12 protein-coding genes are annotated in these 12,865 nt (G+C 47.1%); 4 read left to right on the forward strand and 8 right to left on the reverse strand.

Translation table 11 applies throughout. The features are described from left to right. Positions 1-37 precede the first annotated feature (37 nt). On the reverse strand, positions 38-460 hold the full coding sequence (locus MHI55_RS13285; protein ID WP_340390208.1) for a hypothetical protein: 423 nt from the start codon (positions 458-460) through the stop codon (positions 38-40). A 123-nt stretch (positions 461-583) separates the two neighbouring features. Here MHI55_RS13285 and MHI55_RS13290 point away from each other — a divergent pair, with 123 nt between their 5' ends. Next, positions 584-928 carry a hypothetical protein gene (locus MHI55_RS13290; RefSeq protein ID WP_047842639.1) on the forward strand — a complete coding sequence of 115 codons (345 nt, stop codon included), beginning with the start codon at positions 584-586 and terminating at the stop codon, positions 926-928. A gap of 172 nt (positions 929-1,100) precedes the next feature. Here the strand turns inward: MHI55_RS13290 and MHI55_RS13295 are convergent, their stop codons facing one another. The 7 genes from MHI55_RS13295 to MHI55_RS13325 all read right to left on the reverse strand — a co-directional run bounded on the left by MHI55_RS13295 (position 1,101) and on the right by MHI55_RS13325 (position 10,763). After that, positions 1,101-2,756, reverse strand: a complete 1,656-nt coding sequence (locus MHI55_RS13295; RefSeq protein ID WP_340390210.1) for a hypothetical protein — start codon at positions 2,754-2,756, stop codon at positions 1,101-1,103. Between the two features lie 30 nt (positions 2,757-2,786). Continuing rightward, on the reverse strand, positions 2,787-4,094 hold the full coding sequence (locus MHI55_RS13300) for an extracellular solute-binding protein (RefSeq protein ID WP_340390212.1): 1,308 nt from the start codon (positions 4,092-4,094) through the stop codon (positions 2,787-2,789). A 39-nt stretch (positions 4,095-4,133) separates the two neighbouring features. After that, complete coding sequence (locus tag MHI55_RS13305; RefSeq protein ID WP_047844271.1) at positions 4,134-4,973, reverse strand: carbohydrate ABC transporter permease; 840 nt, start codon at positions 4,971-4,973, stop codon at positions 4,134-4,136. 5 nt (positions 4,974-4,978) lie between these two features. Further along, a complete protein-coding gene (locus tag MHI55_RS13310; protein WP_340390596.1) occupies positions 4,979-5,893 on the reverse strand; it encodes a sugar ABC transporter permease in 915 nt (304 codons plus the stop codon). A gap of 116 nt (positions 5,894-6,009) precedes the next feature. Beyond that, on the reverse strand, positions 6,010-7,569 hold the full coding sequence (locus MHI55_RS13315; protein WP_340390214.1) for a response regulator: 1,560 nt from the start codon (positions 7,567-7,569) through the stop codon (positions 6,010-6,012). Further along, positions 7,541-9,358, reverse strand: coding sequence for a sensor histidine kinase (locus MHI55_RS13320; protein ID WP_340390216.1), 1,818 nt, complete (start codon positions 9,356-9,358; stop codon positions 7,541-7,543). Before MHI55_RS13320 ends, MHI55_RS13315 begins: the two co-directional genes overlap by 29 nt. Positions 9,359-9,473: 115 nt before the next feature. Then, entirely contained in the window at positions 9,474-10,763 is a 1,290-nt protein-coding gene (locus tag MHI55_RS13325; protein WP_036670584.1) for a Gfo/Idh/MocA family oxidoreductase, read from the reverse strand. 127 nt (positions 10,764-10,890) lie between these two features. On the opposite strand from MHI55_RS13325, the gene MHI55_RS13330 reads away from it, so the two are divergent. Genes MHI55_RS13330 through MHI55_RS13340 form a run of 3 tightly spaced genes read left to right on the forward strand, consistent with a single transcriptional unit; the run spans position 10,891 to position 12,835 of the window. After that, positions 10,891-11,793: an AraC family transcriptional regulator gene (locus MHI55_RS13330; protein WP_340390218.1), complete on the forward strand. Its 903-nt coding sequence runs from the start codon at positions 10,891-10,893 to the stop codon at positions 11,791-11,793. Then, a complete protein-coding gene (locus tag MHI55_RS13335) occupies positions 11,790-12,236 on the forward strand; it encodes a RidA family protein (protein WP_340390219.1) in 447 nt (148 codons plus the stop codon). Before MHI55_RS13330 ends, MHI55_RS13335 begins: the two co-directional genes overlap by 4 nt. A gap of 8 nt (positions 12,237-12,244) precedes the next feature. Next, the gene (locus MHI55_RS13340; RefSeq protein ID WP_340390221.1) at positions 12,245-12,835 is read left to right on the forward strand and encodes a GNAT family N-acetyltransferase; all 591 of its coding nucleotides are present in this window, start codon (positions 12,245-12,247) and stop codon (positions 12,833-12,835) included. Positions 12,836-12,865: the final 30 nt, after the last annotated feature.

Below are 12,865 nucleotides of genomic sequence, written 5' to 3' on the forward strand. Positions count from 1 at the left end.
TTGGGAACCATTGTATGGCTTGCGAAAAGAACCAGCTTTACTTCCGCCTACAAGGCCGTTTCAGGTTTTTTCTTCCGGTGGTTGGCCGATAGATCGACTCGACGCTGGAGAGAGGAAATAATATACGGGAAGGGACTCTGCCTTTTCCCTGGAGTTCAAGATAATCCAGTCCCACGCCCACAAGTCTGATATTGTTAAATGCATCCCTGGAAGGGAAAGTCGTGCGGATTCCCACTCTGACGCCTCGCCGTGTTCGAGGAATATCGAATACCCGAATGGAATTCAGACTAAGTGGAATGAATAACTGCCGGTTTACTTTGATAAACTGCCTTGGATAGACACGACGAATACGTCCCGGTTCCAACCCGGAGAGTGGAGTATTCAGTTCTGCAAGGTGCCCCTGGAGTTCTGCCAGGCGCTGCTGAAGTGTTTTTCCAGTATGGAGATGCTGCCAGCTCATAAGTATTCCTCCGTTCGCCATTTGTACCTAGTATATGAAGGAACGGGGTAGGAAGGTGTACGTTTGATAGCCCATGTTCGTTACGGCTAACGGGGTTTCTTTTATAATAGAGGAGTGATTCACATGATCGTAGAGATGTATAAAGACCTCATTAAGGATGAGCGTGGCAATTATTATCTAGCAGTGCAGATCGAGGGCAATGAGCTTACGCTCGTTAATGCTTTCGTCGAAGCGGCATTCACACCTGAACTGATCTACAATGAAGAGTTTCGTACCAAGCATAAAGAGATGGAAGGCGGGTTTGTTGGCAAAATTGCGATGGACCTGCTAAGGCATGATGTGGTCATGGGGATGAAGCAAATCGACCGCAAACTGTTGAACCTGTCGGATGTGGAACAGCAGTTCACGGTAAATTATATTGATACGATTGAATTTTATCGTCACCCGGCGTGGAACCGGAAGGTGTAAGGTGAAACTCATCTCCTCTGTAACCAGAGAGAGAATGATTTCCGCAGTGGTAGTCAATTTCTATCTTGTGTCCTTATGAATAAGAAATAAAGAAATATAAACGCGCAAAAGGGGAAAGCGCAAGTGCAGGGGAAGTATACCTCGGCAACTTGCGCTTTTTGCATACAAACAATTAACGATACGTAGGATGGATGATGCCAATATCGCGCTCGGTGCTCAAACTTCCATCAGCGTAACGCTGCATTTCATTTCCTTTGACCCGAATCGGAATGCGCTCTCCTTGATAGAAAAGCTCTCCCTCGACCGTGCGAACGCTCATTCCAATAACGCCTTCCAGATGTCCACTATGATCCGTCACCAGTCGAATCCCTGACGGGCCATCCAGATGAACCTTGCCTTCCAGATATACCGTCATGCGATCAGGCGTGTTGACCAATTCATATCCTACTCCGTTGACTTTCCGGCTATAAGCCGTGTTGCCAGATACGATCTCAGCATGATCCATGTCGATGGGGAGCAGTCCGGTAAACCAGAGCTGATTCGATCCAACAGGCATAATTCCGCATAGTCGCTCCACATAATCGAGGAGACAGAGGATGGAGGGTGAGTACGTCTCGGTAAAACCTTGTTCTCCGGTCCAGGGGCTTAGTACCTGACCAAATCGCTTATCTTTGGATAGAGCGGACAAGATAGGCTGCATTACCCAAGTTAGCTCTACATATCGATGATGATACTCGAATGCGTGTGGCGCCCGAATCAGACTCAGGAAATTGGATGCCCCTCCCCAGCTGTTATAGGAGGAAAAGGGATCGAATCTGGGATCATCCATTGAAATCGATGTAAACGGGTATTTAGCGAAAAACTTGCTTGTATTCAACAGGTACCGACGCAGTAGGTTATCGAATAATTCACGGTCGCCCACCTCGCAGGCCATTACGCGGAGCAACACATCAGATTGGACTCTGACCAATTCGTCATTGCGATCCCGATCATAGAAGAACATATCCTGTTCGTCGTAACAATAACGGAAAAGACTTTCCAGGCTAGACTCGGCTTTTGCTTTCCAATCCGTTCCCGATTCCCCCAGTTCTTCAGCCATACGGGACAGATACATGCGCTGACAATAGATATTGGCGGTCAGATCCGGTGCCAGAAAAGGCAGAATCGGAGAATCCGGATGATAGGCAGAAGCATCATTCATATAAGGTGTATCCGGAACATGCCAGAATCGCGGGGATAAGTCATGTCCGGTGTCAAACGTACTGAAGGCCTCTACACAGCCAGTTCCTCGGGTATCACGGTTGCGTGCAATCCACTCATCGTAACGAACCATAGCCTTATACATCGTGTTCAGGAAAGGCGATTGCTTCCCATGATTGCCATGAAGCTGATAGTGGTTCCATACACTGCGTGCCAGCGGAGTGACCAACTGGATTTGCCGGAAAGAGGGTCCGTTTGCCGTGAGTTTATACGGGAGCAATCCATCATCTCTTTGCTGCTTGGCAAATGCGAGGTACGTTGTTTCGGACACAGATGGAAGCAGGCGAGACAGCAGCTCTGCATTGATGGTACCTGTACTCTCTAACCAACAACCCAGATAGATGCCACCTTCTTGTAAAATAGGATCGTTGTCTCCCATGGGCAGAATACAAGCAAGCAATTTCTCCACCGCTGCAAAATACGTAGCTTCCAGTTGTCCGCCCGATGCCGCAAACCGGATACCCGACGCATGCCATTCTTGTAATAACTGCTGATCTTCCGGTTTAACTGGCTGAACTTGATCCATAATCGAAATGTTGCGCAGCCGATTCAGTATCTCTTCTGTCATATGTTCCTCCTCACAGTGTCTGGTTTCTGGTTATTGATTCGATTCAAAAATACGAACGGTCCCGTTATAGAAGTCGGAGACAGCTTGCTCCACACTTTTTCGTCCAAACCCGATCTCTTGATTTGTCGTCTGAGCTAACTTGGAGAACTCTGCAAATCCAGGTGGGTTGTAACTCACGTCAAAAGGTTCAGTCTTCGTTGCTTCAGAGACAAGGTTTGTATAGTTATAGACAATCTCCTCCACAGGACCAGCGCCTTCCTGAAGAAGATTTCGATTGGCTTCCGTAACGGGCACGCCGCGGTCATTACCAAGGATTTTGGCTGCTTCCGGATCATGAATCCAGAAATCCATTAACGTTGCCACTTCCTTCGGATGTTTGGTATTCGCATAACCCGATAATCCCTGACTGGATTCAAATACAACACCCGTTCCCTTAGGGCCTCGTGGTACAGGGAGTAACACCAGAGGATCTTCCGTCAAACTCTGGAATGCAGCAAGTTGGTTGGATGGTAGTAGAGTCATGGCTGCTTTGCCTGTGATCAACAGGGACTTACTGGTGTCATCATGCGGGTTGGATACCTGTAATTCCGGTGTGACTACACCGCCGGATGCCGAAGTCTTTTCCCAATACTGGAACCATTCCAGAATGTCTTCCTTGGCGAATCCAAGTGTGCCATTTTTCATGTCATACAGTTGTTTACCCCTCTGTTTTAGATAAATATCCATCCCGTCGACGGTAAAGTTGTACGTTCCATAGAAGCCGTCTCCGAGCTTGTCGGACAACTCTTTGCTAGTGGCGGCATAGTCCGCCCAGTCCCAATCGGAAGCTGGCAAAGGCACGCTGGCTTTCTCAAAGAGTGCCTTGTTAACAACAATTCCTCGTGCGTTCGCACCGGCAGAGATATGTTGTAGCTTCCCGTCGAGACGTCCGTATTCGATCATAGTTTCATCCATACCGTCCAAATTCAGTTCGTTGCCAACATACGGGTCCAGGTTAAGGAGGACATCTTTTTTGGCATAATCAACGACATTTCCACCTAGGAAAAAGATATCCGGTGCTGTGCCTGATGCCAACTGGGTATTCAGCTTGTCGAAATATCCGGAGGAAGGTGCAAATTCTCCTGAAATTTTAATATCTGGATATTTCGCCTGAAAGACTTTGAGGGCTTCATTCGTAATATCTGCCCGTTTCTGGTCACCCCACCACATGATGCGAAGTTCGACCTGTCCGCCCTCGGTAGTTCCATTATCATTAGCCCCTGTATGGTCTGTTCCAGAGCAAGCTGTTACGAGTAACAAAAGTGAAGTAATTATACCAATCATGAAACGTTTGAACATGGTAAATCCCCCTGTCTATGGATAATGAGAAACGTGTTGTTACTTCAGACCTGTGGTCGCAATGCCCTCAAGGAAATATCGCTGAAACAATAAAAAGATGATGGTCACGGGAAGCAGTGACAGGGTGGACATGGCGAGTAATGCGCCCCAATCGGATTGTCCTGAGGGATCAAAGAGAGAGCGAATGCCCAGCTGCACGGTGAACAGATCAATTTTGCTCAGATAGATCATCTGGCTGAAAAAGTCATCCCAGCTCCACAGGAAGGTGAAGATCGCTGTTGTAATCAGTGCCGGAACGAGCAGAGGCACTACGATTCGGAAAAAGATCTGTGATTGCCCGCAGCCGTCAATGGTCGCACTCTCGTCCAGCTCTCGCGGTATACCGCGTATAAATTGAACCATAAGCAAGATGAAGAAGGAATCCTGCGCAAGCCACTTAGGCAGAATCAGCGGGAAATACGTATTAATCCATTGAAGCTCATTATAGAGAATATACTGGGGCACTAGAGTAACATGGTAAGGCAACATAATTGTGACCAACATCATGCTGAACCACAGGCCTTTGAATCTAAATTTCAATCTGGAGAAGGCGAAGGCTGCAAGGGAACAGGAGATCACATTGCCCAGCACACTCATGACCGAGATCAGCACGGAGTTGCCGAAAAAACGGCCGAAGGAGATGCCCTGTAGACCTTTCCAACCATTAATATAGTGCTCCAGCGTGAAGCTGGTTGGAAATAGACTACCGCTGGTGAAAATGAGATGGTTCGGTTTAAATGAACTGAGAATCAACCATAGTACTGGATATAACATCAGCAGACCGAAGAGTATAATGGCGGCATGCCTCCCGGCCTGAACCAGTTGTCGTTTGATTGGCATATGCATTACCTCCCCTCCTGATTATCCCCGTAGAACACCCAAAATCGGGATGTAACAAAGACGATTGCGGTGAATACTCCGATAATGACCAACATGATCCAAGCCAGAGCTGAAGCATAACCCATATCAAAGAACGAGAAACCTTTCAGATACAGATACAAGGTATAAAACATCGTTGCGTCGAGTGGACCCCCGCGGCCATCTCCGATCACGTAAGCTGGTGTAAACGCCTGAAATGAATTGATCATGCTCATGATCAGGTTAAAAAAGATAACGGGGGAGAGCATGGGCAGAGTGATTCCGAAAAATTGACGTATTTTTCCCGCTCCATCGACATCGGACGCTTCATATAAGTCTGCCGGGATCTGTTTCAGGCCAGCAAGAAAGATGACCATGGCAGACCCGAATTGCCACACGGATAGTGTAATGATGGTGTAGACCACATAATCTGGATGCGCAATCCAGGATGGTCCCGAGATACCAAACCAGCTTAAAAACTGATTGACCAATCCATTCCCCTCAAAGAGTTGCCGCCAGACGATTGCAATCGCAACGCTGCCGCCCAAGAGGGAAGGGATGTAATATACAGTCCGGTAGATGCCGAGGGCTCGAATACCTTTGTTCAGCGCCATCGCCACCAGTAGAGCAAAGGCAAGCCTTAGTGGAACAGATAGAAAAACATAATAAAACGTCAGCCCAAGGGACCTGCGAAAGGTATCGTCCTCGGTAAAGATGTGAACATAGTTGCTAAGTCCAGTCCAAGTCGGTGATGACAGTAGATTGAATTTGGTCATGGATAAGTATAGGGACGCAACCATCGGTCCCAGTGTCAGACAGAAGAGTCCGATCAGCCAGGGCAGAAGAAACAAGTAGGCTGTGGTATTGTGCTGACCGTATAAGGGTTTGGTCTTTTTTTTCATCATGTGCCTCCCTTCTGAATGGGTAAGAATAATAGTTACCAGTTATGAATCCGCTTACAACATGCGGCGTTCTCTTGGTAACCACATCATACCGGGGAAGGGGAGAAGCTTGAATCTCATTTCTTCGGATCATGGCTATCGATTTTTTCGGAATGCAGCAAGCGATAGTCTGACGGACTCATGTTGAACATTCTTTTGAATTTCGAACTGAAATAACTTGGCGAACTGAAACCGGTCAGTTCTGTAATATCCCATACGGTTAATTGGGTTTCCTTCAGCAGTTGCAAGGCGTGTTTCATCCGAACACCCGTCACATACTGAATAAAAGAGGTCCCTGAACCTTCCTTAAACAGTTCGGAGAAATAGGTAGGATAATAGTTAAACCGTTCAGCGAGTAACGTCAAGGTTAGCTCCTGCATGTAGTTCTCCTCGATATATCGCTTGGCTAAGTCTATAACCGTCTCATCCCCATCTTCTGAAGGAAGTTGTCGACTCAGGAAGTCTTGAGCCCATTGCATTAATAAGCGTTCTGCTTGATCTGGCGTCTTAAGCCACAGTATCCATTCCGGGGCTATAGGAAAATCCATCAACAGTGAAATTTGAAAAATACTTCGTGTCATTCGAGAGGGAGAAAGCTGGAATGCCTCGTGAAGTTCCTTGTGGATGATGCTGCGGAAGGAGCCCAATTCTCCTCGAATGAGGCAACGATGCAGCTTGCGTGTTGTTTCTTCAGGCAGTAATGGACTATAGTCTGTTCCTGCCTGAAGGTTTGGCCCGCTGACAGCCCGTTCAGCTGAATTCCATGCCAGAAGGGAATGGATATAACCTTCTTTCCAGTGCTCAAGTCCGGAACCAGAAAGCCCCACCCCAATCTTGAGTTCCATGGAAAAAACGGATGCCGTATGTTCCGTAAGCTGTTGGATGAATTCATGCTGCATACCATCTTGCACTATGAAATGCATGATCCCTGCGTGTGCCGAATCATGAAAAACCTGGACATTGTCTGAATCAGACTGGGCGATTTCATAACATACCATCTCAAAAGGAAGATGCATCTGCTCGTGTGAGCGATCTTTTCGAATATCCTGCTTGTCCGATTGACTTATACTGGCGGTGATGAAACAGACCTTCTGATCTTGCCATGATTCGAGATGAAATAATCTGAGCCGTTCTGGCATGGAGGAAGGCGGTAGGCGATTGCCTTTAACGAGATCAAGAAGGAAACGTTCCTTCATTTCCCGGTAATACTGAGAGAGTCGCCATTGCATCAATTCGGAATTGCCTCGAACTTTACGTTGTTCATCCAGATCCGCTTTGATTTTGCCTAATGTGGCTTTCAGTTCATCCCGGGTTACAGGCTTCAGTAAATAATCCATGACCTGACTGCGGACCCCCGCTCTGGCATATTGAAAATCTTCATAACCCGTGATAATGATAATCTGAATAGAAGGATTATAACTGCGGCAGACATCCAATAGTCTGATGCCATCCATGACAGGCATATTCATATCGGTAATCAGCAAGTCAAAATGTTCAGATTTCAAAAGTTCATCCGCTTCGATCCCATTAGAGGCTTCTCCTGTTATGACAAAACCCATGCCATGCCAATCGACTTTCAATTTTAATCCTTCGCGAACTTCGATCTCGTCATCTGCGATTAATACGTTGTACATCATATTCCTCCTGTACGGGTAGAATCAGTTCAATACATGCGCCTCCGCGCTCATCGTTCTCCATGTGGACAGTGAACAAGCCACCATAATGCAGACGGCAACGAGCAATGACATTGCTCAGTCCAATATGCCAGCCTTCATTATGTAATATGGATTCCAATGAGGAGGGAGCAACCGGATGTTGCAACTTGTGGATTATTTCTGCTGGGATACCCGGTCCATTGTCTGAAACGCTAATGTGCAGACGATCATACATCCGATTGATTCGTATCCTTACCTGAGCTGTCGTCTGATGCTGGAAGCTGTATTTCACTGCATTTTCAATAAGTGGTTGAAGAATAAACTTGATGATGACCACGGAGTTCAGTGTGCCTTCCAACGTTACCGAAATGTCTAGCTTATGACCGAAACGAGTCTGCAAAATGGAGATATAACGCTGCACATAATCCAGCTCTTCGGTTAGGGAAACACGGTCGTCATTGGTGTTGATAGAAAAGCGCATCATTTTACCCAAATCCTCAATGACCTGAACCGTATCATCCGTTCGGCGCTGAATGGCAAGGCTGCTCACCAGTTCCAGGGTATTAAACATAAAATGTGGATTAATCTGTATGAGAAGTGCTTTGTACTCTGCTTGCTGGCGAAGCAGTTTCAGTTCAAATTCATTCTGAATATGCTGGCGGAGCTGACTGATCATATAACGGAAAGTGAAGATTACATAACTAATCTCGCTCTTTACATTTTTATCTGGAGGCAGTAGTGAATCCGCTTGATCAAAAGCACCTCGTTGAACCTGTCTCATTGCCAGCACCAGTCTGGTCAAAGGTTTGGTTACGCCATGAGATAGCCATGCAGCAGCCAAGAGGGAGACCAGAATCAGGGCAATCGTCACCACCACAATTGTGCTTTGGAGTTTATGGAGAGAGAGGTACATTTCCTTTTCCGGTGCAAGACCCGCCAACATCCAGCCGGTACGTCCCAGTTTCTTGAATACAAAAATGTCTCGCTGTCCTTCCTGGTTCGTGAGGTATGTCACACCGGATTTGAGTGGGCTTTTTCGAATACGATCGATCTCTGCGGTAGCTACAGCACCCAACGTGTCTACCTGCTGTGACAGAATAGGATTTCCTTGCTCGCCCAGTAGAAAAATAGTGCTACTCTCCGCAAGATGTATGCGCCGGAGCGGCTCCAGAAAATAAGATTCACTGACATTCACCTTCATGACATTCTGCGCTGTAGCATGATGAAAGGTGCCAATGGGCATCAGCAGACTGACCACCGGATTGCCATGATCTCTGACACGTTCATATTGATCGGTGTGTGCAGGTAACCAGTGTTCCCCCAACGTGTAGAAATTCGTATACCAGGATTCTTGTACAAAGGCAGGGTCATATGTTACCTGATTCTCGCTGCCAATTCGCAGTCCATTCCGTCGATAGATGGATACATCCGAGATACTAGTGTAACTGTTGGTTGCCTGAGTGAGAAAACGGCTCATCGCGAGGTTGGCCAGCATCTTTTCTCCTTCCGGCAGGTTCAGATCACCGATCGCGTTATCCCAGTTTTTGCCCATATCACTGTTGAAAACAAGAGAGGCGACATCATAGATCTGCATCTGCACCATGTCTACGTATGAACCGTATTCCTCCATTTTCTCAAGAGCAGAGGATTCGATGTAAGAGCGAATGACCGTGCGTGATTCCTTGAAGAGCAGGTAGGAGAGTGTGCCAAAAGCGAGGACAAACAGGACAACGATAAAGGCAATCAGGCGGTTTTTTAAAGAGAAGAACATAGATTTCCTCCTTCTACCGAGTCGAGTTGCAGATTAGCCACAAAAATATAAAAAAGACTGCGTGATATGCGCAGCCTTTAAATGAAATTAATAATGTATTGCAGACCTGGGGGACTTAGAAACGAACCAGATTATTGACGTTGACAGGCAAACCCGTCGCGATGGCGCGATTGGCAGCAATACCCGTCAGAATGGATCTGGCACCGTCCACGTGGTTAGCAGCGCGATGGAACGGATCTTCAACTGGCTCTCCAAACAAATCATTCAGCAGAACCGGGTCACCTCCGCCATGTCCACCTGCTTTCTCTTCCACTTCAACCTCATATGGCGCATCAAACATTGGAAGAACCCGCAACGTTTTACCGATTAAAGCACCTTCTTTACTTTTGTCACCCAATGAATTGACATAGGATTGCTCCACAATGTTCATTTCAATCCGGCCTTTGGTGCCATTAATGGCAATGCGATAACCCTCCCATGGCTGGTAGGCAACGAGGGAGTAGGTCAGAATGGCTTTGTTCCGATACTTCACAAGAACACCCATTGTATCCTCAATGTTGATGCCATCCCCAAATACACTCTGATCGCGCTGGTAACCATCTTCCGATTCGGCATCCAGATACATGGACTTCATATGTGCGTCTGAATCCAAATGCAGTGCAAAAGGGTCATCCTTTGCGATCGGGTTGCCGGTTGCCCGGTTGTAGAATTGCGTTACACCGCGTTCTTCTGCGTTTTCTCTGCCGTAATACATCAGATCACCAAATGCAAACACGGTATCCGGTTGCGAGCCAATCCAGAAATTCACCAAATCGAAGTGATGGGTGGATTTGTGCACGAGTAATCCGCCGCTATTACGCTTGTCCCGATGCCAACGGCGGAAATAATCTGCCCCGTGGCGGGTATTCAGCAGCCATTCAAAGTGAACGGAAGTGACTTTCCCGATGGTATCATTCAGAATAAGTTCTCGAATCTTAGTATGGTGCGGTGCATAACGGTAGTTAAAGGTGACTCTTACGTTCTGGCCAGTCCGCTTGACAGCATCCAGAATCTCCTGACATTTCTCCTCATCGATGGTCATCGGTTTTTCGGTGACAACGTCACAACCCAGTTCCATCGCACGAATGATGTACTTGTGATGGGTGCGGTCAACACTCGTTACGATGACATAGTCAGGCTTCTCGTTCTCAATCATCTGATCAAACTGATCTGCAGGATAAGTGGGTACCTCAGGATACTCGTACTTTTCCTTCAATAGTTGATTCGCGTAGTTCATGCGGACTTGATTTATATCACAAAAGCCGACAAGCTCGGATGTATCCCTATAATCCCGGGTCAAAGCACCATAAAAAAATTCGGCGCGGCCGCCAGTTCCGACTAATACATAACGTTTCTTGTTACTCATGTCTATCGCCTCCTTGAATATAGCTCTAGACTATAACAAGGGAGTACTTCTTTCGCCGCATTTTATGCGTAACCGCTTTCAAATGCCGCATATTTTGCTATAATTTATGGAAAGGAGAGAGGGCGATATGACAGAACCTTTCAGTGCAGATTTTCATGATCCCTCGGATTTACTGCACATCGAATATGATCGTCGAATCGGATATTTCTCGATGACGGATGACCATCTGCATGATCATTATGAGTTATATTACCTGTTGTCTGGTGAGCGTATCTATTTCATCAAGGACCGGACTTACCGGGTAAAGGCTGGTGATCTGGTGTTTGTTGACCGAAATACGGTTCATAAAACATTGGAGAGCGGTATGCCTGACCATGAGCGGATGGTGCTGTATTTGAAGCCTGAGCTTTTTGCAGCCATAGCTATTTCCGCGGAGTTAGTTGAAGGCTTGAAGGAACCCTTCTGTTGGGAGATTCCTATTGTAAGGTTTCCATCTCAAGTCACTGAGGTTCTAGAACGGATGGTTAGCGAAATGGTGGATGAAATGCTTCGTCCTCAACCTGGAAGCAACCTGTTGCTCCGTCACCGGGCTGTTGAATTGTTGCTCCATGCCTATCGTAATCAACACTTGGGCAGGTTAAGCTCCGATGATCGTGAGCCGATTCTTCATCCCAAGACACAGGCAGTTGTACGTTACCTGAATGAGAACTATCAGAAACCACTGACATTACCGGAGGTGGCGGGCATGTTTCGCATTAGTCCGCATTATCTGAGTCGATTGTTCAAACAAACGACGGGCTTTACCTTCAGTGATTATCTGAATCTGTTACGGGTGAAGGAAGCGCAGCGTTTACTGCGAGAAAGTGAAGAATCCATTACGGACATCGCCTGGCTTGCGGGGTTCAGTAACTTCTCTCATTTTGGCAAGATGTTCAAACGTACCGTTCAGGTATCACCAAGAGTTTATAGACAGGAATACAAGGAATCGGGTTCCGTGAGGACCATAAAAGAGGGAGAGAATATACGATGATTGAAGCGAGATTAAATGAACTGGGGATCATTTTGCCACAGGCCAGTGCCCCCGCAGCGAAATACGCCAATGCCGTTATTGTGAATGGAATTATGTATGTATCGGGGAAAGGACCGGATACCTCCGAACGTGGCAAACTGGGATCAGACTTCACAACAGAGCAGGGGTATGATTTTGCCCGGAATGCTGGACTGGAGGTGCTTGCTGTCGTTCGAGATGTGTTGGATTCACTGGATCGGGTGAAGAGAGTGGTTAAAGTGCAGGGATTCATTAATGCGTCCGCTTCGTATCAGGAGCATCATAAAGTGCTAAATGGATTCTCGGATCTGATGATGGAGGTATTTGGGGATCAGGGGGTACACGCTCGTTCCGTGTTCGGTGCAGTGTCCGTAAGGGATAATTTGCCGCTGATCATTGATTCTATTTTTCAAGTGGAGGAGTAGGTATAACGATGACAGAATCGTCAACATTTAATCCGATTATGCTAACGCTTCCCGAGAGCTTCCATACGGAACGCCTCACAATTCGAGCACCGCAGTGGGGGGATGGCGCAGCCGTTAATGAAGCGGTCCGTGAGAGTGCGGAGCAGCTGCGGTTGTGGTTACCTTTTGCCGAGAAAATCCCTTCATTGCAAGAGTCTGAAGTGACTGTTCGCAAAGCAAGGCTGCAATATCTGGAACGTACCGACATGATGTTACATTTGCGTGATAGACATACGGATGAATTCGTAGGTAGCAGCGGGTTACATCGCATTGACTGGAATGCACGCTGTTTTGAGATCGGTTACTGGATTCGAACATCGCGAGTTGGTGAGGATTTGATGACGGAAGCGGTGAGAGGCATTGAGCAATTTGCCATTACTCATCTGGAGGCGAACCGGCTGGAGATCCGCTGTGATGCCCGCAATGTGCGAAGTGCCAAAGTAGCCGAACGAGCGGGTTATACACTGGAAGGTGTACTGCGCAAGATGAGACGTGACAGCACAGGTACGCTGGTTGATTGTATGGTTTTCTCCAAAATCAGAGGCAGTGAGTTCGAGTAAAGGGAGGGTAGATATGGAGCGAATCGGTCA

Source organism: Paenibacillus sp. FSL E2-0151 (assembly GCF_037993015.1).
Taxonomy (GTDB): Bacteria; Bacillota; Bacilli; order Paenibacillales; family Paenibacillaceae; genus Paenibacillus; species Paenibacillus amylolyticus.